27 protein-coding genes are annotated in these 23,914 nt (G+C 58.5%); 14 read left to right on the top strand and 13 right to left on the bottom strand.

The window, feature by feature from the left end; genetic code table 11:
- Nucleotides 1–4: 4 nt before the first annotated feature.
- The 4 genes from sdhA to B4920_RS21685 all read right to left on the bottom strand — a co-directional run bounded on the left by sdhA (nt 5) and on the right by B4920_RS21685 (nt 3,379).
- Nucleotides 5–1,798: a succinate dehydrogenase flavoprotein subunit gene (gene sdhA / locus B4920_RS21675; protein WP_173862687.1), complete on the bottom strand. Its 1,794-nt coding sequence runs from the start codon at nt 1,796–1,798 to the stop codon at nt 5–7.
- The gene (sdhD, locus tag B4920_RS29765) at nt 1,799–2,146 is read right to left on the bottom strand and encodes a succinate dehydrogenase, hydrophobic membrane anchor protein (RefSeq protein WP_173862688.1); all 348 of its coding nucleotides are present in this window, start codon (nt 2,144–2,146) and stop codon (nt 1,799–1,801) included. It lies immediately after the preceding gene.
- Complete coding sequence (gene sdhC, locus B4920_RS21680; protein ID WP_079436770.1) at nt 2,140–2,529, bottom strand: succinate dehydrogenase, cytochrome b556 subunit; 390 nt, start codon at nt 2,527–2,529, stop codon at nt 2,140–2,142. The genes sdhD and sdhC overlap by 7 nt, the downstream gene beginning before the upstream one ends.
- Nucleotides 2,530–2,650: 121 nt before the next feature.
- A complete protein-coding gene (locus B4920_RS21685) occupies nt 2,651–3,379 on the bottom strand; it encodes a GntR family transcriptional regulator (protein WP_079436771.1) in 729 nt (242 codons plus the stop codon).
- A 224-nt stretch (nt 3,380–3,603) separates the two neighbouring features.
- Here B4920_RS21685 and B4920_RS21690 point away from each other — a divergent pair, with 224 nt between their 5' ends.
- Together B4920_RS21690 and B4920_RS21695 are read left to right on the top strand one after the other, a co-directional pair.
- Nucleotides 3,604–4,596: a malate dehydrogenase gene (locus tag B4920_RS21690; RefSeq protein ID WP_079436772.1), complete on the top strand. Its 993-nt coding sequence runs from the start codon at nt 3,604–3,606 to the stop codon at nt 4,594–4,596.
- 118 nt (nt 4,597–4,714) lie between these two features.
- The gene (locus B4920_RS21695; protein WP_079436773.1) at nt 4,715–5,710 is read left to right on the top strand and encodes a CoA ester lyase; all 996 of its coding nucleotides are present in this window, start codon (nt 4,715–4,717) and stop codon (nt 5,708–5,710) included.
- A gap of 66 nt (nt 5,711–5,776) precedes the next feature.
- Here the strand turns inward: B4920_RS21695 and B4920_RS21700 are convergent, their stop codons facing one another.
- Complete coding sequence (locus tag B4920_RS21700; protein WP_079436774.1) at nt 5,777–7,039, bottom strand: nitronate monooxygenase; 1,263 nt, start codon at nt 7,037–7,039, stop codon at nt 5,777–5,779.
- A 256-nt stretch (nt 7,040–7,295) separates the two neighbouring features.
- Here B4920_RS21700 and B4920_RS21705 point away from each other — a divergent pair, with 256 nt between their 5' ends.
- Nucleotides 7,296–8,189 (top strand): adenylate/guanylate cyclase domain-containing protein, encoded by an 894-nt coding sequence (locus B4920_RS21705; RefSeq protein ID WP_079436775.1) that lies wholly within the window; start codon nt 7,296–7,298, stop codon nt 8,187–8,189.
- Here the strand turns inward: B4920_RS21705 and B4920_RS21710 are convergent.
- Entirely contained in the window at nt 8,186–9,145 is a 960-nt protein-coding gene (locus B4920_RS21710; RefSeq protein ID WP_079436776.1) for an alpha/beta hydrolase, read from the bottom strand. The genes B4920_RS21705 and B4920_RS21710 overlap by 4 nt on opposite strands.
- 157 nt (nt 9,146–9,302) lie before the next feature.
- Nucleotides 9,303–10,571, bottom strand: a complete 1,269-nt coding sequence (locus B4920_RS21715; protein ID WP_079436797.1) for a D-amino acid dehydrogenase — start codon at nt 10,569–10,571, stop codon at nt 9,303–9,305.
- A gap of 555 nt (nt 10,572–11,126) precedes the next feature.
- On the opposite strand from B4920_RS21715, the gene B4920_RS21725 reads away from it, so the two are divergent.
- Entirely contained in the window at nt 11,127–11,408 is a 282-nt protein-coding gene (locus B4920_RS21725; RefSeq protein ID WP_254051016.1) for an AlpA family transcriptional regulator, read from the top strand.
- 231 nt (nt 11,409–11,639) lie between these two features.
- A complete protein-coding gene (locus B4920_RS31020; protein WP_161493364.1) occupies nt 11,640–11,915 on the top strand; it encodes a replication initiation protein in 276 nt (91 codons plus the stop codon).
- Here B4920_RS31020 and B4920_RS29570 read toward each other — a convergent pair.
- Nucleotides 11,912–12,940, bottom strand: coding sequence for an HAD domain-containing protein (locus B4920_RS29570; protein WP_368664733.1), 1,029 nt, complete (start codon nt 12,938–12,940; stop codon nt 11,912–11,914). The genes B4920_RS31020 and B4920_RS29570 overlap by 4 nt on opposite strands.
- Before the next feature lie 412 nt (nt 12,941–13,352).
- Between B4920_RS29570 and B4920_RS21740 the strand changes: the two genes are divergently transcribed.
- Nucleotides 13,353–13,739: an HIT family protein gene (locus tag B4920_RS21740; protein ID WP_254051017.1), complete on the top strand. Its 387-nt coding sequence runs from the start codon at nt 13,353–13,355 to the stop codon at nt 13,737–13,739.
- A 111-nt stretch (nt 13,740–13,850) separates the two neighbouring features.
- On the top strand, nt 13,851–14,336 hold the full coding sequence (locus tag B4920_RS29995; protein ID WP_079436779.1) for a hypothetical protein: 486 nt from the start codon (nt 13,851–13,853) through the stop codon (nt 14,334–14,336).
- Here B4920_RS29995 and B4920_RS31025 read toward each other — a convergent pair.
- Both B4920_RS31025 and B4920_RS21750 read right to left on the bottom strand, forming a co-directional pair.
- The gene (locus B4920_RS31025) at nt 14,333–14,461 is read right to left on the bottom strand and encodes an NAD(P)-binding domain-containing protein (RefSeq protein ID WP_216819985.1); all 129 of its coding nucleotides are present in this window, start codon (nt 14,459–14,461) and stop codon (nt 14,333–14,335) included. The genes B4920_RS29995 and B4920_RS31025 overlap by 4 nt on opposite strands.
- 13 nt (nt 14,462–14,474) lie before the next feature.
- Nucleotides 14,475–14,996 carry a polyketide cyclase gene (locus tag B4920_RS21750; RefSeq protein ID WP_079436780.1) on the bottom strand — a complete coding sequence of 174 codons (522 nt, stop codon included), beginning with the start codon at nt 14,994–14,996 and terminating at the stop codon, nt 14,475–14,477.
- A gap of 116 nt (nt 14,997–15,112) precedes the next feature.
- On the opposite strand from B4920_RS21750, the gene B4920_RS21755 reads away from it, so the two are divergent.
- The 4 genes from B4920_RS21755 to B4920_RS28970 all read left to right on the top strand — a co-directional run bounded on the left by B4920_RS21755 (nt 15,113) and on the right by B4920_RS28970 (nt 19,714).
- Nucleotides 15,113–16,036 (top strand): LysR family transcriptional regulator, encoded by a 924-nt coding sequence (locus tag B4920_RS21755; RefSeq protein WP_079436781.1) that lies wholly within the window; start codon nt 15,113–15,115, stop codon nt 16,034–16,036.
- Nucleotides 16,037–17,743: 1,707 nt separating this feature from the next.
- Entirely contained in the window at nt 17,744–18,139 is a 396-nt protein-coding gene (locus B4920_RS21765; protein WP_079436783.1) for a hypothetical protein, read from the top strand.
- 1,053 nt (nt 18,140–19,192) lie between these two features.
- Nucleotides 19,193–19,438, top strand: a complete 246-nt coding sequence (locus tag B4920_RS21775; protein WP_139379592.1) for a hypothetical protein — start codon at nt 19,193–19,195, stop codon at nt 19,436–19,438.
- A 72-nt stretch (nt 19,439–19,510) separates the two neighbouring features.
- On the top strand, nt 19,511–19,714 hold the full coding sequence (locus tag B4920_RS28970; protein ID WP_139379593.1) for a hypothetical protein: 204 nt from the start codon (nt 19,511–19,513) through the stop codon (nt 19,712–19,714).
- A 12-nt stretch (nt 19,715–19,726) separates the two neighbouring features.
- On the opposite strand, the gene B4920_RS21780 is transcribed toward B4920_RS28970, so the two are convergent.
- Nucleotides 19,727–20,182 carry an arsenate reductase ArsC gene (locus B4920_RS21780; RefSeq protein ID WP_079436786.1) on the bottom strand — a complete coding sequence of 152 codons (456 nt, stop codon included), beginning with the start codon at nt 20,180–20,182 and terminating at the stop codon, nt 19,727–19,729.
- A gap of 203 nt (nt 20,183–20,385) precedes the next feature.
- A complete protein-coding gene (locus B4920_RS21785) occupies nt 20,386–20,943 on the bottom strand; it encodes a hypothetical protein (RefSeq protein ID WP_079436787.1) in 558 nt (185 codons plus the stop codon).
- A gap of 77 nt (nt 20,944–21,020) precedes the next feature.
- On the opposite strand from B4920_RS21785, the gene B4920_RS21790 reads away from it, so the two are divergent.
- From B4920_RS21790 to B4920_RS21800, 3 genes are all read left to right on the top strand, one after another.
- Complete coding sequence (locus tag B4920_RS21790; RefSeq protein ID WP_079436788.1) at nt 21,021–21,647, top strand: ParA family protein; 627 nt, start codon at nt 21,021–21,023, stop codon at nt 21,645–21,647.
- A gap of 233 nt (nt 21,648–21,880) precedes the next feature.
- The gene (locus B4920_RS21795; protein ID WP_079436789.1) at nt 21,881–22,240 is read left to right on the top strand and encodes a hypothetical protein; all 360 of its coding nucleotides are present in this window, start codon (nt 21,881–21,883) and stop codon (nt 22,238–22,240) included.
- Nucleotides 22,241–22,410: 170 nt separating this feature from the next.
- On the top strand, nt 22,411–22,911 hold the full coding sequence (locus B4920_RS21800) for a GAF domain-containing protein (RefSeq protein ID WP_079436790.1): 501 nt from the start codon (nt 22,411–22,413) through the stop codon (nt 22,909–22,911).
- 52 nt (nt 22,912–22,963) lie between these two features.
- Here the strand turns inward: B4920_RS21800 and B4920_RS21805 are convergent, their stop codons facing one another.
- Nucleotides 22,964–23,356: a bacteriohemerythrin gene (locus tag B4920_RS21805; RefSeq protein ID WP_161493367.1), complete on the bottom strand. Its 393-nt coding sequence runs from the start codon at nt 23,354–23,356 to the stop codon at nt 22,964–22,966.
- Nucleotides 23,357–23,914: the final 558 nt, after the last annotated feature.

Below are 23,914 nucleotides of genomic sequence, written 5' to 3' on the forward strand. Positions count from 1 at the left end.
ACGCTCAGTAGGTACGCTTGGCAAGGGCGATGGGCTCGACATCGGCCGACATCGGCTGCAGGTTGACCGGCTTGTAATCAAGGCGGTTGCCCTCGCTGAACCACAGCGTGTGCTTGAGCCAGTTCTTGTCGTCACGGCCGTTCGGGGTCTCGGCGCAGTCGATCGCGTCGTCGCGCACGTGGGCACCGCGGGATTCCTTCCGGGCTTCGGCGGAAACCATCGTGGCCTTGGCGACTTCGATGAGGTTATCGAGTTCCAGCGCCTCGGTACGGGCTGTATTCCAGACCTTGGACTTGTCCTTGATCTGGGTGTGCTTGGCACGCTCGGCGACTTCGAGGATCTTGGTGACGCCTTCCTTCAGCATGTCGGCGAAACGGAACACCCCGGCGTGCTTCTGCATGGTGCGCTGCATGGCCAGCCGAACCTCATGGACCTCTTCGCCGTTGGTCTGGCTTTCCAGGCGGGCGATACGCGCCAGCGACACGTCGGCAGCGTTCTCAGGCAGCGGCTTGAGGGTCAGCTGACCGGACTGGAAGTCGGCCACCACGGTTTCGCCGGCGGCCTTGCCGAAGACCAGCAGGTCAAGCAGCGAGTTGGTGCCCAGACGATTGGCGCCATGCACGGAAGCGCACGCGCACTCACCGGCGGCATAGAAACCGGCAACCGGAACATTCGAATTGCCGTCCTTCGGCACCACGACCTGGCCCTTGTAGTTGGTCGGAATACCGCCCATCTGGTAGTGGCAGGTCGGCACGACCGGAATCGGCGCCTTGATCGGGTCCACACCGGCAAACTGGATCGAGATCTCACGAATGCCAGGCAGACGCTTGTTGATCGTCTCCGGCGACAGGTGGGTGATGTCGAGCAGCACGTGGTCCTTTTCGGAACCGCAGCCACGGCCTTCGTTGATCTCGGTGACCATAGAACGGGACACCACGTCGCGGGAGGCCAGATCCTTCAGGTTCGGCGCATAGCGCTCCATGAAGCGCTCGCCGGAGGCGTTACGCAGGATGCCGCCTTCGCCACGCACACCTTCCGTGATCAGCACGCCGGCACCGGCCACGCCGGTGGGGTGGAACTGCCAGAACTCCATATCTTCCAGCGGGATGCCGGCACGGGCCGCCATACCGACACCGTCGCCGGTGTTGATGAAGGCATTGGTGGAGCTGTAGTAGATACGGCCGGAACCGCCGGTCGCGAAAATGGTGGCCTTCGCATGGAAGATCGACACTTCGCCGGTTTCCATTTCCATGGCTGTCACGCCGAGCACATCGCCATCCGCGTTACGGATCAGGTCCATCGCCATCCATTCGACGAAGAACTGGGTGTTGGCGCGCACGTTACGCTGGTACAGGGCGTGCAGCATCGCGTGGCCGGTACGGTCGGCAGCCGCACAGGAGCGGGACACGGGGGTCTGACCATAGTTCTGCGAGTGGCCGCCGAACGGACGCTGGTAGATCTTGCCATTGTCGGTACGGTCGAAAGGCATGCCGAAGTGTTCGAGCTCGACCACCACTTCATTGGCCTTCTTGACCATGAACTCGATTGCATCCTGGTCTCCCAGCCAGTCCGACCCCTTGACGGTGTCGTACATATGCCAGTGCCAGTTGTCCTCAGTGGAGTTGCCGAGGGACGCTGCCACGCCGCCCTGCGCTGCCACGGTGTGCGAACGAGTCGGGAAGACCTTGGTCAGGACAGCGGTCTTGAGACCGGCTTCGGAGAGCTGCAGGGCGGCGCGCAGACCGGCACCACCGGCACCGACGATCACCGCATCAAAGGTACGCTTTGCGACTTTCACTTACAGCCTCCAGAGAATCTGAGCAGCCCAGCCGGCGTAACCGATGAGCAGAAGAGCGACAACCGAATGCAGGGTCAAACGAATGCCCGTCGGCTTGATGTAATCCATGAAGATGTCCCGAACGCCGATCCAGGCATGGAAGAACAGCGACATGAAGAACAGGAAGGTCGCGAACCGCATGAAACCGCCGCTGAACACACCACGCCAGCTCTCATAGGAGCCATCGAAAGAGGACAGCACGGCAACGGCGAGAACAACGGTGTAAATAGCCATCACCACCGCGGTGATGCGCTGGGCGAGCCAATCACGAAAACCGTAATGGGCGCCGACAATGATGGGCTTTACCATAGCTTGGACACCAGAATGACAGTGAGGATGAGGCTGACGATCAGCACGAGACGGGCGCTGGACACGGCGGACTGCTTATCCACACCAACATGCACATCCAGCAGCAGGAAACGGATGCCGGCACAGAAATGATGCAGGTAAGCCCACACCAGACCCGACAGGATGAGTTTGACGAAGACGTTGTCCACGACTTCCTTGAAGGAAGCGTAGGACTCGGGCGAACCGACGCTGCTACCGAAGAGCGACAGCAGAACCGGCAGCATCAGGAAGAGCCCTGCGCCGCTGACCCGATGCAGGATCGAGACCTTGCCAGGCAAGGGCAGCCTGATCTCGTTCAGCGCCAGATGCTTCGGGCGCTGTTTTTTCAAAGTCACCTCTGTCATAGATTTTTCCCTCTAGCAATTGCGATTGCGAAATCGCACTTTTCCCACACAAAAATTATAAGTATATACCCTTACCCTGCATCGACAGGCCGGGCCAGCCCATCAATTCACCCTGCTTAACCTAGTTGAGTTCGTTCAAATAATAGTGCTCGGCCGTCGAATACAGTCCGCGCCGCCATTCGACGGGGCGATCGCCATATGTATAGGTAACCCGCTCCACTGACAGCAAAGGAGTACCTTCGGACACCCCCAGCGTCTCGCTGGTCATGCGATCAGCCGCGACTGCACGGATCCGCTCTTCTGCACGAATCATGCGGACACCAAAGCGCGTCTCAAAAAGCCCGTAAAGCGATCCGTGTGCAGCCTGCAGCACCTCCATGGTGAGGCCATGGAAGATCTCGCCCGGCAAATAAATTTCATCGACCACCACCGGCTTCCCGGTGAAGCGCAGAAGACGCCGCAAAATGGTGACTGGCGCGCCGAGCTCAATACCGAGCATTCGAGCAGCCTCATTACCGGCCTTCGCCTTCCAGCAATCGAGAGGAATACTCTGTGGATGAGACAGATCGCCGTCCATCGGAACAAGCCGCAAAAACCTGAACAAAGCGCGCGGATCGTTGTGAGAGGCAACGTAAGTACCCTTTCCCTGCTTTCGGACAAGCAGGTTCTCGGCCGCCATCTCGTCGATGGCTTTGCGCACGGTACCTTGACTTACATTAAAACGCAGTGCAAGTTCCTGCTCGCTGGGAATGGCCTGCCCAGGCCGCCATTCGGCGGACTGCAGGGCGTTGATCATCAGATTCTTGATCTGACGATACAAAGGGCTGAAGGTGGGCGATTCGGGTCGCATTGGGTAATTGAAGCACACTTTTAGAAGACAGTCCACGACATGTCTTCTATCTTATATAAGACATAAGACATGAATTGACAGTCCTCATAAATGCACCTACGATTCATGCGTTGACCGATCACCCATTGATCACAACTTCGACTGCGCATCGCGACGACCTGTGGGAGGCCGCGCGCGTCTGCAGCATGGTGTCGAATCACTTCTTACTAGAGGGAGTTTCATAAATGGCAAAAGCCCCCGTTCGTGTCGCAGTCACCGGCGCCGCCGGCCAGATCGGCTACAGCCTCCTGTTCCGCATCGCCAGTGGCGAAATGCTGGGCAAGGACCAGCCCGTCATCCTCCAGCTGCTTGACCTCCCGCAAGCCCAGAAGGCCGTTAAGGGCGTCATCATGGAGCTCGAAGACTGTGCATTCCCGCTGCTGACCGGCGTGATCGCCACCGACGACCCGAATGTCGCCTTCAAGGACGCCCAGGTGGCCCTGCTGGTCGGTGCCCGCCCCCGCGGCCCCGGCATGGAGCGCAAGGACCTGCTGACCGAAAACGCCAAGATTTTCACCGTGCAAGGCGCAGCCATCGGCCAGTACGCCGATCCCAACGTCAAGGTGCTGGTTGTCGGCAACCCCTGCAACACCAACGCTTACATTGCCAAGGAAATCGCCGTCAAGTACGGCCGCGTTCAGGCCAAGAACTTCACCGGCATGCTGCGCCTGGATCACAACCGCGCCCTGTCCCAGCTGGCCACCAAGTCCGGCCGTGAAGTCTCCAGCCTGAAGAAGCTGGTCGTCTGGGGCAACCACTCCCCCACGATGTATGCCGACTACCGTTCCGTGACCTCCAACGGCGACAGCGTCAAGGCCCTGATCAACGACGAAGCCTGGAACCGTGACGTGTTCCTGCCGACCGTCGGCAAGCGCGGCGCCGCCATCATCGAAGCGCGCGGTCTGTCCTCTGCCGCCTCCGCCGCCAATGCGGCCATCGATCACATCCGTGACTGGTGGCTCGGCTCCAACGGCGAATGGGTCACGATGGGCATCCCGTCCGACGGCTCCTACGGCATTCCTGAAGGCATCATCTTCGGCTTCCCGGTCACCACCGAGAACGGCGAATACAAGATCATCCAGGGCCTGGAGATCGACGAATTCTCCCGCGACCGCATCAACAACACCCTCAATGAACTGCTTGAGGAACGTGACGGCGTGAAGGACCTGCTGGGCTGATCCAGGCCACGCAATTCAGCTTCACGGCAACGCGGGGACGGCAACGTCCCCGCGTTTTTTCATGGAGCTTTTTTTGCTACTCTCCCGCCGATCAATTCCGAACAAGCATATTCTCGCCATGTCCGCCCTGCCCCACCCCGATCTCGTCCTCTTTCAGGGCGAAAAGCCCTTTCCAATCCTGCCCGCCGTCGATCATTACGCCGGCAGCGAAAAGCTGATGCGCAAGGCTATGAGCCTGCAACAGGAGCTCGGCCCCGTTTTCGACATCACCTGCGACTGCGAGGATGGTGCCCACGCCGGCGCAGAGGCCGAGCATGCCACCATGGCAGCCGGCATCGTCATGTCCGATGAGAATCGGTTCGGACGCGTCGGTGCGCGCATCCATGACGTCACACACCCCCATTGGGAAGCCGACGTGGACATTCTGGTAGGACAGGCAGGCAAACGCCTGGCATTTCTGACCATCCCCAAGCCACGTAGCACAGCCGATGCAACCCGGCAGATCGAAGCCATCAAGCGTGCCGAACTACAGCACGGCATCGGGCGGGAAATTCCAGTCCACGTCCTTATCGAGACCCACGGGGCCTTGCGCGATGCATGGGAGATAGCCGCGCTTGACAGGGTCGAATCCCTTGATTTCGGCTTGATGGATTTTGTCAGCGGACATCACGGCGCCATTCCAGGCTCCGCAATGCGCAGTCCTGGCCAGTTCGATCACCCACTGGTGGCGCGCGCCAAATGCGACATTGCGGCGGCGGCCCTCGCCAATGGCGTCGTTCCGTCCCACAATGTCACGACCGAACTCAAGGATCTCGATTACATCCGCCGCGACGCCGAGCGAGCCCGACAGGAATTCGGCTATCTGAGAATGTGGAGCATCCACCCCAACCAGATCGTCCCCATCGTCGAGGCGATGCGCCCGAATTTCTCTGAAGTCGAGGAGGCCAGCCAGATTCTCATCTCCGCTCAGGACAAGCACTGGGGGCCGATCCAGCATGCCGGCAAATTGCACGACCGAGCCTCTTATCGCTATTACTGGGAATTGCTGAAGCGCGCACGCGCCACCGGCATGCATATCCCTGAGGAAGCAACAAGCCGCTTCTTTCAACAATAAAAAATGGGGCGATGAATTCGCCCCATTTTTTTCAGCGCCGGATCCGAAATCCAGCCAGCTCGATTCTTATTCCCGGCCCTGCTCCTTCTCAGGCAGCAAGATGGAATTGTCGGTGCTGTACTGATAATCGCGGAACACGTGTTCGGCAGAAAGGATCTCGTAACTGCCGTCGGCATTCTTGTAGGACGTATCCTTCAACCGATACGTGTAATGGCCGCAAGTCCAGACATCGAAGTTGCGCATATGAGTGCACAAGCAGGTTTTGTCCATCACCGAAACCTTCTTGACCCCGGGGTGCAGCGCCACCTCTTTGTTATAAGCCTCGATGTACGAGCAATTCCCCTTGCTGTCGAGCAGATAACCATAGGCCTCGCAATTCGGACGGATACCTGACCCGATCGCGGGACTCCCAGTCAGCATGCGCATCGGGTAGCCGGTGGGGGAAATCTGATTGACGATGATTTCCTCCTCGCTGGCCTTGAAGTAGTGCTGCTGGACATCCTCCGGCAAACCGCACTCCTTCGTCACCGTAAAGCGCGTCGCCACTTGCACCGCACCGGCGCCATTCTCGAGGAAGGCCGCCGCATCGCTGCCGGTGAAAATCCCCCCGGCAGGAATCAGCGGAATGTCGAGTTTCTCTTCAAGCAACCAGACACGAATCTCGGCAACGATGACAGCCAAGTCGTACTTGGCCCAGTCCATGCCAAAACCCAGGTGCCCGCCAGCAAGCGGCCCTTCAACCACGACGTAGTCCGGCAACCGGTTCGTTCGGGCGCTCTTGCGCAGGAAAAGCTGCAAGGCACGCAGGGACGATACGATGATGCCCAGCTTGGCATCCCGGAAACGCGGATGATCTTCGATCAAGCCGAAAGAACCGAGGTGGAGGCCTGCCGCGAGCGTGATGCCGTCCGCCCCCGCATCCAGTGCCGCCGTCAGACGCACGCGCAAGGTCTCCTTCGGCGCGTTCATCGTCAGCTTCTCCATACAGTTCACGAAGATCAGGCCGGGCCCACGCTTCGCCTCCATGGTCTTGCCCACGTGCAGCATCGTCGCCTCGGCAAGCTGCCCAAGGTCGAACTGCACAACCGACTTGTCGGAGTTGGCAACGTTGTACTTGTATTGCTGGAGCTTGTCCTTCACATACTTGGTGTTGAAACGACGATCGGCGACCGTCTTGATCATTGCATCCGAGATATGACCGATTCCGCCCAAACGTGCAGCTTCCAGCGCCAGATCCGCGGTGGAGATGTCCACCCCCATACCGCCGATCACGATTGGCACCAGTTCCTGCTTGCCAAAGCGCAGACGGAAATCATCAACTCGTTTCATGAAACCCCTTCCAGACAGACATGACGCGCCACGAGGAGACGGTTCCGTTCGCGGCTAAACGCATGATTATCCCACTGCACGGCCTCATTGCCTCTATTTAGATCAAGGAAAATGCGCATAAACCACTTTACTCCGTTTTTTGCACAGTTTTCGCGGGCAGACGACTCCCCGGAGTGCGGCAAATTTGTTACCTTGCCTGTGCGGAAAATGTCACGGACTCCGCTAGAATCACGCCTCCTAAGCCAGTCACGCCCAGATGCCGGACCCGACTCCGCCCGCTCAAGAATGCGCTGTCCTGTTTGCCGACCTCGTCGGCAGCACGCAGCTGTATCAGCGCGTCGGCGATAAATCGGCATTCGAGGTTGTCGACCGCTGCATCCGCTCGATGCGGATTTCGGTGGAAACCAAGGGCGGCCGGGTGGTCAAGCATACGGGAGACGGCCTGATGGCCGTATTTCGGGATGCCGACAGCGCAGCTGACGCGACACTGTCCATTCACCAAAGCGTGAAGGAACTCCCGGCGCTACCGGAGCAGCGCCTGGCCGTTCGCATCGGCTTCCAGTTTGGAGCAGTCCTGGCCAGCGGAACGGATGTATTCGGCGATACGGTCAATTTCGCAGCTCGCCTCGCCGAGTTGGCCTCACCCGGCAAGGCCATCATCTCGGCCGAGACAGCCCGCCGCCTGGGACCCGAGTGGCGCTCCGTGCTGCACACCCTCCCCCCACGGGTCATTCGCGGCGTCAGCCGTCCGGTGGATCTGTGCGAACTGATGTGCGAAGCCGTCGGGGAACTGACCATTGTTCAAAGCGACCACTTCCTGCTCGACACCGAACCCGAGCTGCACCTGTATCTAGGCAGCAATTCCTTCGTGTTGAACTCGGCGCGTCCAAGTGCCCGTATCGGGCGGGACCCGGCTGCCGACATCGTGATCAGTGACAGCCAGTCCTCCAGGCGCCACGCCGAAATAGAATTGCGCGGCGACAAGTTCGTGCTGATCGATCGCAGCAGCAACGGCACCTTCGTGCAGATCGAAGGTGAGCGGGAGTTTCAGCTATCCCGTGAAGAAGTGGTACTGCGCGGCCGCGGCCATTTTTCCTTGGGCCGCAGCTGCGCCAGCAGCCCTCAGCTCATCAGCTTCGTCTGCATCTAGACCGGAATCAGCAGGGCTTCAGCCAGCGCCTTTCCGGCGAGCTCAACAGCCTCCCGCGCTTGCGGAAAAAACTTTCCGAGCGTGAAGAAGCCATGGACCATGCCTTCAAACTCATGGAAGCGGACCACCCCCCCCGCTTCGCGCAAGGCATCGGCGTAGGCACGCACATCGTCGGTAAGAGGGTCGCAGCCGGCGGCGATGAAAGTTGCCGGCGGTAGATCATCGAAACGCGGGGCCAGCAGCGGTGAAGCACGCCAGTCGCTCCAGTCCGAATCCGATGGCAGATACTTCTCGAAGAACCAGGCCAGGCTCTCGGTATCCAGAAAATAACCGTTGGCGTATGTTCGGCGGGAAGGGCGCTGACTGAGGATGTCGGTGCACGGGTAAATCAGCAACTGCAGCGCAGCCCGCGGACCACTTTCATTCCGCAATTGCAGCGCCGTCACGGCGCTCAGCGTGCCGCCCGCGCTATCGCCGGCCAGCGCAAAGCGCGCCGGATCGATACCCAGGACGCCCCCGTTCGCCAGCGACCAACTCACCGCCCGATGGGCATCCTCCACAGCCCCCGGGAACGGGTGCTCCGGCGCCAGCCGGTAATCCACCGACAGCACGGCGCATTCACTGTGATTGGCCAGCTCGCGGCACAGCACGTCGTAGCTCGGAATGTTGCCAACACACCAGCCACCACCGTGGAAGTAGAAGACCAAGGGCAGCACGGCGTCCGGCCGCGCATGCAAGGGCCGGTACAGGCGCGCCATGATCGCGCCGTCGCGGGCATGCAGACGCGGGATCGGCACATCGGTGACCGAAGCCACTGCCGGAGCTTCCGGCCGCAGCGCAAACTGCAATTTTTCAAAGGAATGACGGGCCTGATGCACATCCAGTTCATGGAAGCGCGGCGCTCCAACACGGTAAACCATGTCGAGCAAGGCCTTGGCTTGGGGATCAAGGGCCATGGGACTCTGCACAGGGGCAAAACGGCGAAGCAGGAAGCGGATCACCCAGGATCCACAAACGCCCCACTCGGTAAAATTGAGCCGCAACCTACCGTTACGGAAGCTACGGATGAAAACAAAAGCAAATCATTCAAAGACTTGCATCCACAGCCCCATTCTACCCGACTTGACGTTGGCCGTAGCGCTCAAGCCCAAGGCCCGACATGTCGATCTCCGGCACGCGCCCGGAGAGCAGATCCGCGATCACCCGCCCCGTTCCCGCCGCCATCGTCCACCCCAGCGTGCCATGACCTGTACTTAGATAAAGATTAGGCAGAGGCGTCGCCCCCAGCACCGGCGTCCCATCCGGCGTCATCGGCCGCAAACCCGTCCAGAACTCTGCCCGGGAGAGATCTCCGCCCTGCCCAAACAGGTCGCCGGCAACATACTCCAGCGTCCGGCGACGTGCCGTCCGCAGATCGAGGTTGAAACCGGCCAGCTCGGCCATACCGCCCACCCGGATGCGGTCCCCCAGACGGGTGACTGCCACCTTGTGCAGCTCGTCCATCACCGTCGACTCCGGAGCCCCTGACGGATCGATGATGGGTACGGTCAGGGAATAACCCTTGACCGGATAAATCGGTAGATCGATTCCCGACGGCTTCAGCAGGGCTGAGGAATAACTGCCGAGAGCCACCAGATAGGCATCCGCGCGCTCGATGCCAACTCCGGCCGCCACACCCGCCACCTGACCGCCCTCCACGTGCAATGCAGTGATGGGCACATCGAACCGAAACCGAACCCCGAGCCTTTCAGCCATTTCCGCCAGGCACCGGGTAAATTTGAAGCAGTCGCCGGTTTCATCTCCTGGCAGCCACAAACCACCGACAAGCTTGTCGCGAACCCGACCTAATGCGGGCTCCCTTGCGACACACCCCTCCCTATCCAACAGCGCAAACGGCACACCATAACGCTCGAGGATCGCCATGTCCGACCCCGCTGCATCCATCTGCTGTTGCTGACGGAACACCTGCAGCGTGCCACGGGCACGGTCGTCATAGGCTATCCCCGTTTCCGCGCGCAACTGGCGCAGGCAATCACGACTGTACTCGGCCAGACGCAGCATGCGCGCCTTGTTGCGCGCATAGGCGTTCGCATCGCAGTTGCCGAGCAACTTGAACAACCAGCTCCACAGACTCGGATCCAGGCGCGGGCGCAGGACCAGCGGGCGGTGCTCCATCAGCAACCACTTGATTACCTTGGCCAGCATGCCCGGCACGGCCCAAGGCGCCGCATAACCCGGTGACACCTCACCCGCATTCGCATAACTGGTCTCCAGCGCAACACCCGAGCGGCGCTCCAGCACCGTGACTTCATGCCCAGCCCTGGCCAGAAAGTAGGCACAGGACACACCTATCGTACCGCCACCCAGAACAAGGACCTTCATCGCCAGCGCCTCTCCCGAATCCATGAGAGCAATGCCAACCGGATGCACCACAGACAAGACGGCACACCCCGGACTGACCAGGAGCCAGAACATAAGCAAATCTGAGACCAGCCCAGGAAAGAAAGGCGGACTGACGCCCGTGGACCAATCTACGGCCACAAGCAAAAAGGAACGGCTGTGCCCAACCCAAACCCGACCACCTTGCGACAAGTCGTTGATTAGGCAAAGGAAATGGACTAAAAGCGGGAGTATTGCTAGAGTATTGCTGGTGCCGGGAGAGGGACTCGAACCCTCACACCTTGCGGCGGCGGATTTTGAATCCGAATTACCCCCGCACCAACAGCGGCATCCAGAACCTAAGCCTTTGAAAATAAATAAAACTCTATACCTAGCGTTCCCACACTTTACCAGCAGTTACCGAGCTAAGTGCTGCAAAAGTGCTGCATGCGCCAGAAAATGCCATAGGGGTATTTGAGTAGTTCTGGGTAAGTATGGGGTATGCGTCGGCCTATACTGATTGCAGTCACGTGATTGCATACCCCAGAGCATGGCACCGTGGAACAACTCCTCACCCCTAAAACACTCGCCGCCGCCCTTGGTCTAGCAGAACAAACCATCTACAACCGCCACTCTACCGGTGGCAACCTCCCTCCAGCCATCAAAGTGGGGCGACTGCTTCGTTTCCGCCCCACGGACGTTGAAGCCTGGCTCGAGCGACAGCAGCACCCCCTGCCCTCATCCACAGTCTCCTGCGTACAGTCCGAAACCAATGCGCCTCGTCGGCGGCGAGGACGCCCCACGAAAGCAGAAGAAATCGCCGCCAGGCGCCCGCACTGAAATCTCTTACTCCGCTACAAGCGACAGCTCCGGCCGAAGCCCGGGCTGCGCTCCTGCACGAGAATGCGGTGGGACCAACCCACGCGGGGTAAGACGAGCGAGCCCTGCAGTCATCCACCAACCACAGGAACAATCCGGACCTGCAAACCACCCTGCCCCTGTTGTGATGAGGACAACTATGAGCAGCAGCCCCAAAGCCAGCTAAAATTTGACGCAACGGGGCCATCTCAGATGGCCCGAGTTAAACGCTCACTTGACCGAACCAGTTCTCCCACGACGTCCACGCCGCACTTACTGCACCGACGAGCTGCACTAAGGCCTCACATTCGACCCGCAGCACAGGGCTACGCCAAGCGTCACCTGCAGCTCAATCCTGCCGTCATTCATCACTGGCTCGTCTTTGAAATCGACGTTCCCGCGGCAGCACTTGTATGGGAGCACTTCAATCTGCCGACCCAAAACGGGATAGCAGTCAATCCTGCCAACGCCCACGCGCATCACGGCTAACTTGAGGAACCCGCTTTACTCATGACTCCACGCTCGGCGGACCACGCCTCTGCCACGCAACGAACTTGGTCATGTCTACCCGATGACAAAGCTTCGACGAGCGTCAATCCTCCAAGCACTCCGTGTGCTTTGTTCCAGAAAACGAACTTGGCCACCACATCATCACCTTGAAGTGCCTGGCAAACGTACTTGACGGCCTCAGCCGGCAGTCTAGCGAACACAGCAGGGTAATAACGATGCTCGCCAACCTCGATAGAGAAAACGTCACCGCGCCGCCGTGCATCGTCAATCGCCTGTTGTGTGCTTCCCCAAGCCTCTGCAAGCATCGCCGGCGTCATGAGCACCCCATCCGTCACCCACTGAAGTCGAATCTCCTCACCTTGGCGTAGGAGCGCGGTCCACGCACTGACTTCATCAACATCGCTCTGCTGTGGCTCGGGAGGAGCAGTGTGTGCGTAGCCAAATGCCGGGGTTGCGCCAACATTTTCTGAGAACAGCCACGCGAGCTTCGAACGCAGCTCATTCTGAACTGCGACTGCCCCTAGCCCAAGAAGCGGGTCACAGAGCACCAACCTATCTCGATGCTCAGAAGGCCACCCTTCCCCACTGTCGTCAATCGCCAACCATCGACGATGAGCATGTCGCTTCACGTCGCCAAGAATCTGCGCGTACCGCGGGAATAGCTCCCAGCCGCGCGGGCAGTGCGCATGCCAAGTCGCACTGATGACCCGCCTGCGCAATCCCTCGGCCAGCCAGCTACGTGCCTCACCAACCCCTAATACCCGAGCCCAGCTAGTCGAGAGCACGATTCTCAAGCTTGGGTACGGAGCCAGGATGTCCTCGAGTAGTGATGCCCACTCGAACAGACAAAACCCATCCATCCTGAGAACGATTTTGTCTCCGACCCGATAAACCTCGTCAGGGTGAAGAACGCCATCGAAGTCGAGGAACAGGACAGGAACGTCTGGGTCTCGCCCTTGGCGCGTCACGTTAGGCACCTCCCGAGTGCTGGCAGGTGGTCCCACGAGAAATCACCATCAAACGCTTGCAACCCCATACCTTCCCTTTCTGCATGACGCTATCGCATGCGGGCCCTGACGGCCGTCTTCGCGGGGCGTTGTCTTTCCACGCAGTTGAGTGTGGCCAGTAGCCGCTCTCGCCGGGCGCAGTAGCTCTCCAGCGCCAAGGAACAGTCACGGCCGATAAAGGTGGAACTGGAACCTCGGTAATCACTCACCCCCTCCGATTGCTCAAGCCCTTCACCTTCCCCATCTCGTCACCGTCTATCCCAACCTCTCCTGCGCGGTGATAGACGTGTGACCAGCGGCATCAGGCTACCCGACCATCGCCACAAGCACAATGGCATAACGTGCAATGCCTCTTTTGTCAAGCTAGGACTATGCCAATAAAACCAATATGGATATGCTGCACCTATGAATGCACTGCCCTGTCCGTTTTGCTCCCTTCCCCCCTGAGCGCATCGTCGGCCAAAACGAGTTCGGAATCTGGATTTGCGACGGCTTTCCGGTCTCAGCCGGGCATAGCCTCATCATTCCGAAACGACATGTCGGCTCGTTCTTTGAGGTGAGCCCTGCTGAGCGTGAGGGCTTGCTGGAGCTGCTTGACCAAGCCAAAGCCGCGGTGGATGCGGCGCACCGACCAGATGGCTACAACATCGGCATCAATGACGGCGCAGCCGCGGGCCAGACCGTCCCCCACCTCCATCTCCACCTGATTCCTCGCTTCCTGAGCGATGTCGCCGACCCTCGCGGCGGTGTCCGTTGGGTCATCCCCGAGAAAGCGGATTACTGGTCGGGACGCTAGGTTGCCGCCCCGAGAGCCCCCTCTCCTGAAGCCCAACTGCAGTTCTTATCAAAGCTGCAGCGACTGTTCGCCGAAGGGGATTTCACGGCGACCTACAAGTTCGCACTGCGGATGGCACTTGCCGACCTTGCCATTGAATTTGGTGCTGACGACGGTGACGACTTGATGTTGGCCAACAGGCACATCGGAGAACGCTTCATCTCCCTTTACTGGAAGCATGGACAGCCCTACAGCACGGGCCTACCTGGCAGCGTCTCTGATGTTCTGGTCCAGAACAAAGGCGCTCAGGCTGCCGTGGTGTCTGCCATCAGTGCTTTCCGTTCAAACAGCCCCATAACGTCACCGCAAGCGGCCGCCAGCCTTCCGGGCTATCAAGCTCTCGTCAGTGCCGTTACGGCCACAGTCTCAGCGCAAGCTCTCAAATACCTGCAGAACTTCGGGGGAGGTACTGACGAGTTCTTTTTCGAGCGAGCCAGTGCGGGAAGAATCCGCCTCAAACCGGGCATCGCCTACTGCCTGCGACGTTTCTATCCGCTCATCCAGCAGTTGGCTCGCACGCACTGGATTGACCACATAAAGCAGAACGGGCGCACCTAGTTTGGCCAGTGCTTCGCTAGCAGCGGGTGAGCGATTCCGACGCTGAACTGATGTCCGGCCTGAAGCAGACGGGTCCCCATTCGGCTTCCCATCGCACCCAAACCCAAAAAGGCAATGTTTGACATTCGTTCCCCCTATTCATTGCGCAGTCAGCTTGGCTTGGCGAGCCGCGGCCACCATGCCGTCCAGCCAGTCCTGATGGCCGTTAATCATCGGATTCGGTTTGGCTTGGGCCAGTGCCTGCGCTGGTTTGCCGACCTGGGTCTCCTGTGTCAGGATGCGCACACGACCAGCCGATAGCTCCTCAATCACCCAGGCATGGTGAACATCAAGACGGTCGTCTGATGTTGAACCCGCCCAGCCATGCCAGGCGATTCGTGCTGCTTGACCGACGACTGGCGCAACGTGCTCAACGACCTGGGCTTCAACGGGGAAACCGAAGGTTTCGAAATAGAAACGGTCACCCTGGGTCAGTTCCGGCCCCTTGCCATCGTAGAAGCGGGTATTGGCTGAGTTGGCGTAATAGGTTGGCCACAGGTGCGGTGTGTTCAGGAAGGGCCAAAGTTCCTCGACAGTCAGTCCGGTAACGATGACTTCGTTGGAACAGTAGTTGTCGGTGAACCCGGGTACATAGCCGGCCGGCCAAAGAATGTCGCTCATGGTGCTTTCCTCAATCATGTCGTGGCAAAAGTGCCGATGGAGCGCACTTTACTTTCAACATTGAGAAGAATAAATCGCCATAAAATCACATTACTTGTTACGCGAACGAACAAATAATGCGTACTTTCGATACCACTCAGGTCGGCAGCATCGAGCTCTTTTGCAAAGCTGCCGAACTGGGCAGTTTTTCGGCGGCCGCTGAGGCGTTGGGGCTGACGCCGGCTTCGGTTAGTCGCTCCATCAAGCGTCTGGAGGAGCGGCTGGGTGTGCGACTCTTCTCGCGGACGACACGTAACGTAAGGCTCACCAGTGAGGGCGAACTCTATTGGCAGGAATGCCGGCAGGCACTGGAGCAGATTGCCGAGGCTGAACGGGCCATCACTGGGAATCAGAAAGTCCCCAGCGGGCTGCTCCGTATTAGCGTTGGGACGCTGTACGCCAACTACCGCTTACTGCCCATACTTCACCATTTCACCACGACATATCCGCAGATTGAATTGGAACTGAGTCTATCCAACCGGGTAGCCGACATTGTCGATGAAGGGTATGACCTGGCTATCCGGATTGGTACGCTGCAGGACTCGCGCCTGATTGCACACAAGTTGGAAGATGCGACGGTGGGCATCTTTGCGACACCAGATTACCTTGCTCGCAAAGGCGTACCCGAAAACCTTGATGATTTGGTCAAGCACGATTGCCTACAATTCATTTTACCGAGCACTGGACGCGCCATGCCCTGGATTCTGAAGATGCCGGACGGGCAGGACTTGGATTATGTATTCCGTAGCCGTTTCCGGTTGCTCGACGATGCGCTTGGCTGCATCAGTTGGGGCAACGCAGGAGGCGGGTTATTCCAGACTTATCACTTTATTGCGGGACCGGCAGTGGCGCGCGGCGAATTGGTAGAAGTGCTGCACAGGTATGGCGGGAGGTCGCGGCAGTTCTCTGTCACGTATCCACAGAACAGGCATTTGTCTGCGAGGGTGAGGGCGTTTGTGGATTTCATGCTGGAGAGGCTTCGCTACCCAGCCAGGGCTTAGTGCTGATTTGCCTATACTCCGACCGCTTTCAAAGCAAACCGGCCATTTAGACGTCTCAATCTGCACTTGGCTGACAGTCAGCTGGTGGCCGAAAGGAGACAACTTTGCCGGAGTGGGAAGGCAAGGAGCCGGAGTCCAGCCTCATAGACATTCACTCAGCGACAGCACCTGAACTTCGGCACGGAAGCGCCGTGCCGCCCTTTCTGCCACATCCAACGCCTCAGGCGACAAATTCCCAGCCAGCAAGCGCGCATCCTCATGCCCTGTGGCGATGGCATACAGATACTGACCTGCCGCCTGTGAAGCACGGGGCGAGAGGACGGGCCCAACAGCAATAGCATCATCCCATTCGCACCGTCGCAAAACTGAACGCAGTCACGCCGGAGTCAGCGGCAGCCCTTCTTGAAGCTCCCCTCGCGCTTCTTTCATTGCAGCCCGTTCATACAGTGCGATGACGCACGCCACTTTCCCCGCCGGCAAGGGCGGCAGCGAACGGTCTCAAGAGACCGTTTCGAAGTCATCGAACGTTTAGACCACACAGCGATTCAATCAGACGCGCTACTGAAGCACCTGGCTTCGCGGGGCCACTAAGAACCCTAGAGCGCCCCTGCCCGCAGGCTACGTTACGAGAGCCCGGAGAGGGCCTCGTTCAACCGGGCGTTACGCGCCGTATGCTCTAGCCGCTCGATAACCTCATACCGTTCGCGAGCGACGGTCTCACTGAGGTGACCGCGCGTGATAAAAATGGGGCGACTCTTTTCTGGACGGTCCTGGGTTAGCTTTTCTCGCACACAGAAACGATAGACAAGTTCATCAACCATCATTGCTTACCTCGATGCAGTGCTCGCCCAAACGGGTGCTTTCGGCTCGGGCCAAGCCAAGCTGGAAGTATACGTCTCACTACCCATCCTGGTCATTGTGACGTGCACGTCATGTTCTTATGCCTGGAAAAGTACCGGCCGCAGAGGCTTCTCCAGGCGAAGTTCACGCTCAGCCCATCACGGCACAGCCCCCTCCGCTGCAGAAGGTCATGCGGCATGCCCCGCCCTCAAGCGATTTTGAAACACCGCTGCAAGTTGGCGTACCTCATCCCCCATCATGGAACAGGCAAGAAGAAAGCCATCACGTATCTCTTGTGACTGAAGTCGAAGTACGCCGCCGTGGTCGCCCAGCGTGACCGCGAGCAATGCCCGGAGTTGAAGTTGTTGCGCGTTACAGTCCTCAAGCAGCGGAAGAGCCCGGTTTTGAAGCGAATCGTCTGGTAGAAGCGCACGTTGAATCGACGCAGCGGCAGGCGGCGTGAGAGTTGTCTCCATCATTCTTGGTGTATTTCTTAAAAGGCAAACACACTACGGAGCACACATTTCACGTTCAGCACTGAACGATGACCAAGCCGTGACAAGTGGACAGACCAAGGAACTCACCGTCGGCGACCTGGCGAGACTGAAAGAACCCCATCCCCGGCAGCACGTAGTGCGGTCAGCTGCCGGTGGCCTTAACGACCATTGATGACAGTCACCGACCTGCGCCTGGAGCCCTCCCCACGTAGACAAGCCCGTGACAGGTATGCAAAGGCGTCCCTGCTGACGAGGCTTGGGGCAGATGACGGTTTTTTCAGAGGAGGCATGGCCTTCCATGATGCCGTCACATGAACATCACGGCAGCACACTACGCTGACTCCTCGAGTCCTACTATCAGGAGCTGACCATGAGCCTTTTTGACAAAGCCAAGGAATTGGCCCAGAACTTGACTGAAAAAGTGTCTGAAGCCGGTAACGCCATTGCCCAGGGCGCCGGGGAGCTTGCCTCAACCGTCAATAGCGAGGCCAAGGAGGTCGCCGACGCAGCCTCGAAAAGAATCGACTCTCTGACCGATGCGGCCAAGGAACTGGCCGATGACGCCCTGGAAAGCAGCAAGTCCGCCGTATCGTCTGCAGCCGAGTTGGCTGGTTCCGTTGCCGACCGCGCCAAGGCGGCGGGCCAGCAGGTTGTCGAGGCATCGAGCGAACTCATCTCCAATGCACGGCAACGCGTGATGGGCACGGACGACAAAGTGGAAGAGTCGGCCGAGAAGAAGCCTGAGGAGAACAACACTTCGGTCTAGACCTGCGCCAGCATGGGCCGCCGAGCGTGTCGTCGCATTGGCACGGCCCGTGCTGAACGTTCGCGGGGCCAAGTACTGATGGGATTTGGCGGTTACAGCCCATCTTCAAGATGCTCCCGCCAGCCGCTCAGCGCTAACGCGGCTCCGCGCTTCGATGCGTAGGCTCTAAACGACAAACAAGCTTCGCCCAGTTGCTCTCAGCTTACTTCTTGGGGCGCCCGGTCTCGATAACCATACAGTTCAGGCTTCAACCAAGTGGAGTCAGATGCGGCCACATCATCGATACACAACAGATTGACGCAGTCAGGAGGCAGTTTATAAGGCTTCGAAAGTTACCCGGGCGCTATTCAAAAGATGTTCCCAGCCGCTTGAACGACCAAAGTGGCAGGCACTACCGAGACGACATGCTTCGTTGAACAGCACCGTCGATTAGTCATATTTATCGAACGATAGAAAGCTTTGTATTTAATACCTGGGGAGGACGTTTAGAATGAAGCTTGTCTCCTCCACCCTCCTCCTTTGGTGTGGATTTAGCCCGAGCCCTTCTGTGCTCGGGCTTTTTTCTTTTCAGGCTGTCATACATTTCACGCCCCCAAGCCATCCGCGCTACCGCGCCTGAACCTGGTGCAGCAAGGTCTGACAAGGTCTAGGAGCTGCCCCACGGGTACTCGGGCAGCTCCTAGGCTCACTCACCACGAACGGTTGCCGTATCTTTAATGGTTTTGGTCACCGGCTCACCGCTCGCTACTCCTCCACAACGGGCGGAACTATAAGAGGATTCCTTTAAAAAATCTACGGGATAACCCTAACTCAGCGTCTCCGTAATGATGCGTTGGGATTCAGCCGTCAGCGCTGCCGCTTCATCCGGTTTAAACCCGAGGTCAACAAACGCGCCCTCGCCGACAAGGGTAGCCGCTTGGGTAATCTGCTGACTGGGCAACCCCGTCGGTAACCGGGTGCTGCCCCCCTTATCGCCGTTCGTCTCATCAAACGTCCGCAACAAGCTCATTCTGAGCAGTTAAAATGGCGTGCCGTCTGATTGCGAACCCAGTCATGAGCATGTCCATACCCGCTGTGATTCACAAGGCGATGCGCTCCCATGATGGAGAGGCAGTGGAGTGGCTAAAGCACATCAAGGAACTTCAACAAACCCCGGGTGGGAGGCTGCATTTGAAGGCCCTCCAGATGGCCCAGATGTACTTGGAGGAGCTCATTGCCTTAGCGTCCTCCGCGGACCAGGAAAGTCAAATATTCGACAATCAAAGGGTGGTCACGCCCCACGGAGCGACCAACAACTGACTTAGGTCATTGTGCGGTGCATCCAACGTTGTAGGCTGAGCATCGGTTCTTTGTTCAGTGGGGAGTGAAACCATGGCTGCCGAGCTGTTATACCGATTCTGTGTCCGCGAGAAATCTGGCGAGGCATCGAAGCCTGCCAATCACGCCGTCTTTATCACCCGATATTTTCTGAGCGAGCCTGTTGCACGCGAGCGCTTCGATGTCATTGAACGCTTGGAGCACACTGCCATTCATCCCGTAGCACTACTCACGAAACTCGCATGGCCTGTTGACTAGGCCGTACAACCGCTACAGTAGCCGCTCTGTCCGCATTCGGGATGGAGTAAAGCTCACACCCCCCAATGCGATGCAGACGACGGGAATCAGCCTCTCACGAATCTCTTCGCGCATCCGAATCAACCCTTCCAACGACTCACCGCGGGGGTCGTCAAAGGGCACATGCATGCGGGGGATTGGGCGCGGAAAGACTGGATAGCCCTCTCTCGCGTTGTCACACAAGGTGACCACCAGGTCGATAGGCTCCCCCATCACCGCATCGATGCTCTTCGTGTGAAGGACCTCGGTAGAAATTCCGGCGTCCTTCAGAGCGAGAATGGCGCCATCCGAGACGTTCGGTTCAGGCCGTGCGCCCGCGGAAAGAGCACGGACCCGGCCAACCAGGTCGTGATTGAGAATGGCTTCTGCCATCTGGGAACGACATGCGTTCCCCATGCAAAGCACCAGCACTGTTTTCAAGTGTGCCATGGTCCGCCTGCCTCGTTTTTTCACGCCTGGAGGGCTCTTGCTTGCACAAGTCACCCATTCGCTGAACATCGCGTTCAGCAAAGCGAGCCACGATTCAGCAACCGGAGGGATGGCGCATCGGCATCCGCTGATGCCCCTTCGGAACGGTTCGCTTTGCTTGATGCGCGGAGTATCAACGCGGTCCGCGCATCTTCCATGAAGCCTTACTTCTTGGGACGTCCTGTCTTGATACGGTCGACCAAGCCCACTGCCTTGATGAATTCAGCGTCATCGAGCGTCGCGAGCATCGCCAGGCCCGCACGCAACAATTCGCTCTTCTTAACTTCTACCCCCGCCGTAAGCGCTCGCTGCTTGAGTGTTGCGAAGAGCGCGTAGTCGTTTTCCGGGATGGTGAAACTGTCACGGACCATCTTCGGCTTCTTTTGAGGCGGCTTCTTGTCCTTACTGACCTTCTCCACCTTCGGCGCCTCGACCTTGCTCTCGGCAGCCACCCGTCCGGCGGCCTTGGTGGCGCCTTTGCGGACCGGCTTCTCTTCAGCGACGACGGCCTTTGGTTCAGCCTGCCCTGCGACAGTTTTCTTGGCACCCTTTGGTTTGGCGGCGGCCTTCTTCAATACCGCTTTCGGGGGCTCGGGCTGCTGGGGTTCAGCCTGCTCGGTCGTCACCGTTACCGTCTTACTTGCGTCAGTCGCCGGTTGAGCTTCGAGGGGGGCTTGGGCTGCATCCTGTTGAGTCGGCTGCGCCAGGGGTTCTTGGCTCATAACGTTCTCCTGAACAAGTTTTAAAGGTATAAACTGTATAAACACTTTATACAGTAACCAAGTGCTAGGCAAATGTAATGCGGAGAATTTTGGTGGCCAACCCCAAAGGGGGCAGTGGCAAATCGACCTTGGCGGTCCATTTGGCAAGCTGGTTCGCCAGGAATGACGAAATCGTCTATCTCGGGGACATGGACCGACAGCTTTCCAGCCGATATTGGCTGGAGGCCCGACCGGCCCACCTAGCCACCATTCGGCACTGGGACGTTTCAGACGAGGCCTTCACTGCGCCCCCCAAGAACTGCAGCATTGCCATTCTGGATACGCCGGCGGGCCTGCATGGCAAACGCCTGAAGCACGTGTTGAATGAGGTGGATAAGGTCGTTGTTCCCGTCTCCCCCTCGCGGTTCGACATGCTCGCCACCAGCGATTTTTTCGAGGAGCTGGCCAACACCAAGGCCGTACGCAAGGAACGGGTCGATATTGGTATCGTGGGCATGCGTGTCGACCAACGTACGCACGCGTATCAACAGCTACGCGAATTCCTTGAGCAGTTCGACCTACCCGTGATTACCTGCATCTCGCAGTCTCAGCGCTACCTGCAAGCGGCCGACACGGGCATTACCCTCTTCGATAACGACGCAAGCCATACGGCCGTCGACAGCCAATGGCGTCCGCTCTTGGATTGGCTTGTGACTCGCCAGTGAGAGGAACGGCTGGACCATCGCCGTCGCAAGCAGAGCCTCCATTCTGAATCCGGAGGCGTCCCGCGCAGCCCTGCTGGTGGCCAGTCAGACGCATCTTCATGGTGAGCAAGCGACAGCACACCCTTGAAACAAAGTGCGCTCAAGCTACTAACGAATTTCCAGCGTCAACGCGGTGGACTTCGACACGTTAAGTCATTGAGGCAAACGGCCTCTTACGCAAGGGAGTGAAACGCATGAACAAGATTCTCGCTGGTCTCGTTGCTGGTCTGCTTTCTGTTGGCATCGCTTACGCTCAAGCTCCCGCCGCGCAATCGGCAGCAGCCAAGCCGGCCGTAGCCGCACCGACTCAACCGGCCACAGGAACCACGGCAGCACCTGCAGCGTCGGGCTGCGAGGCCAAGGCCGTGAGCAAGACTGGCAAGCCCCTCACCGGCGCAGCCAAGGCCGCCTTCATCAAGAAATGCGAGGGTGGCGCTACGGCGGCCAAAGCACCTTCATCCTGTGCAGACAAGGCTGTCGGCAAGAACGGAAAGCCGTTAGCGGGCGCAGCCAAGACCGCATTCATGAAGAAGTGCGAAGCTGACGCCAAGTAACCTGACAGCAGCTGAACAGCAAGAAGCCGGCGCCAAGCCGGCTTCCTCGTTGAAGGAGCACGAGCATTGAGCCCGGCTTATCCCTGCACGTCGATTTTGTTTATCGACTGTGACATGCTCAGGGACGTCCCCGCAGACGTGAAATGAAAAAAAGAACAGAGTAACAGCCAATGAGAGCCCCATCCTTCCCAAAAAATGAAGCGGAGCGCATTCAAGTCCTGCGAGACATCCTGATACTGGACACGCCCCCCGAGGACCGCTTTGACCACATCACAGCCTACTGTCAAAGTCGGTTCGGCACAGAAATTGTGCTCATTACCTTGGTAGATGCGGAAAGACAGTGGTTCAAATCCGCGATGGGGCTACAGACCAAAGAAACGCCCCGAGACATCAGCTTTTGCGGTCATGCCATACTTCAAGATGAAGTCATGATTGTCAGTGACGCGACACGTGATGAGCGCTTCGCTGACAACCCGCTCGTGACCGGCCCTCCTTACATCCACTTCTACGCAGGCGCCCCCCTGAAGCTTGCCTCAGGATACACGGTGGGGACCCTCTGCCTCATCGACAGCAAACCCAAGCACCTCGAACCTGAAGAAATCGAGCATTTGAAGGTGCTGGCCAAGATGGTCGCTATCGAGCTTGAGACACCTCCCGGCCGTGAGGAATGATACAAATCGACGTCCAAGTCCTGCCGTGCTTGACACGCGAAAGCCATCGGCGCTACTGCCGAAGATAAGTCTTGTCCGGCAGGTCCCACTTCACAACATGTTGGCCGATGTAGCCTTCAAGTAGTTGCTGCAGGGCAGCGAAATCCAACTTGTCTCCCAAGCTATCGCACAGCAGCGTCGCCAGCTGCTCCTGAAAGCGCAGATGCTCCTGCCGGTGCGCAGCAAGATGTGGACTTCGATTGCGTTCCAGCAACGCCTCTTCACCGTCGAAGTGCTTGTAAAGAAGGCCCGCCAAGTCATTCAATAGCTCGTGATATTCCCTGCGCGCATCCTTTGACGTGGATTCCGCCAACCTGGAGAACCGATTGCACAAGGCGATAAGCTGCTGATGCTGCAGGTTGGTGCTGTCGTCCTCGACACGAAGATTATCCGTCCATTGAAGCAAAGTTGCGTACCCAGCCTTATTGTTTCTCGAGATTTTAACGGACGCGGATGACAGACGAACGCGGAATGTAAATTTTCGCGCATCCGCCAGCCTTCCGTGGAGGTTGCATCACGCCTGTCCAGAATTCCCATGGTAGAAGTTGTAGCCGATGCAACTGGGCCAAACGGGATGGCGACGCCTTCCACCATTCCCCAGGCTTATGCCTCGGACGACTAAATCCGTGAAAGGGTCATCATGAAAATCAGACAGTTGATTGCATTCGTGGCAACCGGTGCTTTGCTTAGCAGTTGCATCATCGCCGACCCCTACTCTAGTGGTCACGGTCGAGATGGACGCGGCGACTATGGGCGTCCGCGCGATGACCGTCGGGACCATGATGATGGTCGCTACGGTAATGACTACAGGCGCGACCATGACGACGACCGTGACCATGACAGAGGTCGTGAGAGAGACGACCGTCGGAACTGAATGCAAACTCGGTCGCTATGTGGAACCGTTGTCGAATGGGCTCAAGCAGTAGGGGAATTTCTAACGTTCAGGCCAGGGTACCTGCAGCTT

The organism is Zoogloea sp. LCSB751, from assembly GCF_002028455.1.
Lineage (GTDB): Bacteria > Pseudomonadota > Gammaproteobacteria > Burkholderiales > Rhodocyclaceae > Zoogloea.

Excerpts from the sequence above, each read along its gene's own strand:
- sdhD (WP_173862688.1), bottom strand. The coding sequence starts at position 2,146 with ATGGTAAAGCCCATCATTGTCGGCGCCCATTACGGTTTTCGTGATTGG.
- sdhC (WP_079436770.1), bottom strand. The coding sequence starts at position 2,529 with ATGACAGAGGTGACTTTGAAAAAACAGCGCCCGAAGCATCTGGCGCTG.
- B4920_RS21685 (WP_079436771.1), bottom strand. The coding sequence starts at position 3,379 with ATGCGACCCGAATCGCCCACCTTCAGCCCTTTGTATCGTCAGATCAAG.
- B4920_RS21690 (WP_079436772.1), top strand. The coding sequence starts at position 3,604 with ATGGCAAAAGCCCCCGTTCGTGTCGCAGTCACCGGCGCCGCCGGCCAG.
- B4920_RS21695 (WP_079436773.1), top strand. The coding sequence starts at position 4,715 with ATGTCCGCCCTGCCCCACCCCGATCTCGTCCTCTTTCAGGGCGAAAAG.
- B4920_RS21700 (WP_079436774.1), bottom strand. The coding sequence starts at position 7,039 with ATGAAACGAGTTGATGATTTCCGTCTGCGCTTTGGCAAGCAGGAACTG.
- B4920_RS21705 (WP_079436775.1), top strand. The coding sequence starts at position 7,296 with ATGCCGGACCCGACTCCGCCCGCTCAAGAATGCGCTGTCCTGTTTGCC.
- B4920_RS21710 (WP_079436776.1), bottom strand. The coding sequence starts at position 9,145 with ATGGCCCTTGATCCCCAAGCCAAGGCCTTGCTCGACATGGTTTACCGT.
- B4920_RS21715 (WP_079436797.1), bottom strand. The coding sequence starts at position 10,571 with ATGAAGGTCCTTGTTCTGGGTGGCGGTACGATAGGTGTGTCCTGTGCC.
- B4920_RS31020 (WP_161493364.1), top strand. The coding sequence starts at position 11,640 with ATGGCCCGAGTTAAACGCTCACTTGACCGAACCAGTTCTCCCACGACG.
- B4920_RS21740 (WP_254051017.1), top strand. The coding sequence starts at position 13,353 with ATGCACTGCCCTGTCCGTTTTGCTCCCTTCCCCCCTGAGCGCATCGTC.
- B4920_RS29995 (WP_079436779.1), top strand. The coding sequence starts at position 13,851 with ATGGCACTTGCCGACCTTGCCATTGAATTTGGTGCTGACGACGGTGAC.
- B4920_RS31025 (WP_216819985.1), bottom strand. The coding sequence starts at position 14,461 with ATGTCAAACATTGCCTTTTTGGGTTTGGGTGCGATGGGAAGCCGAATG.
- B4920_RS21750 (WP_079436780.1), bottom strand. The coding sequence starts at position 14,996 with ATGAGCGACATTCTTTGGCCGGCCGGCTATGTACCCGGGTTCACCGAC.
- B4920_RS21755 (WP_079436781.1), top strand. The coding sequence starts at position 15,113 with ATGCGTACTTTCGATACCACTCAGGTCGGCAGCATCGAGCTCTTTTGC.
- B4920_RS21765 (WP_079436783.1), top strand. The coding sequence starts at position 17,744 with ATGAGCCTTTTTGACAAAGCCAAGGAATTGGCCCAGAACTTGACTGAA.
- B4920_RS21775 (WP_139379592.1), top strand. The coding sequence starts at position 19,193 with ATGAGCATGTCCATACCCGCTGTGATTCACAAGGCGATGCGCTCCCAT.
- B4920_RS28970 (WP_139379593.1), top strand. The coding sequence starts at position 19,511 with ATGGCTGCCGAGCTGTTATACCGATTCTGTGTCCGCGAGAAATCTGGC.
- B4920_RS21780 (WP_079436786.1), bottom strand. The coding sequence starts at position 20,182 with ATGGCACACTTGAAAACAGTGCTGGTGCTTTGCATGGGGAACGCATGT.
- B4920_RS21785 (WP_079436787.1), bottom strand. The coding sequence starts at position 20,943 with ATGAGCCAAGAACCCCTGGCGCAGCCGACTCAACAGGATGCAGCCCAA.
- B4920_RS21790 (WP_079436788.1), top strand. The coding sequence starts at position 21,021 with ATGCGGAGAATTTTGGTGGCCAACCCCAAAGGGGGCAGTGGCAAATCG.
- B4920_RS21795 (WP_079436789.1), top strand. The coding sequence starts at position 21,881 with ATGAACAAGATTCTCGCTGGTCTCGTTGCTGGTCTGCTTTCTGTTGGC.
- B4920_RS21800 (WP_079436790.1), top strand. The coding sequence starts at position 22,411 with ATGAGAGCCCCATCCTTCCCAAAAAATGAAGCGGAGCGCATTCAAGTC.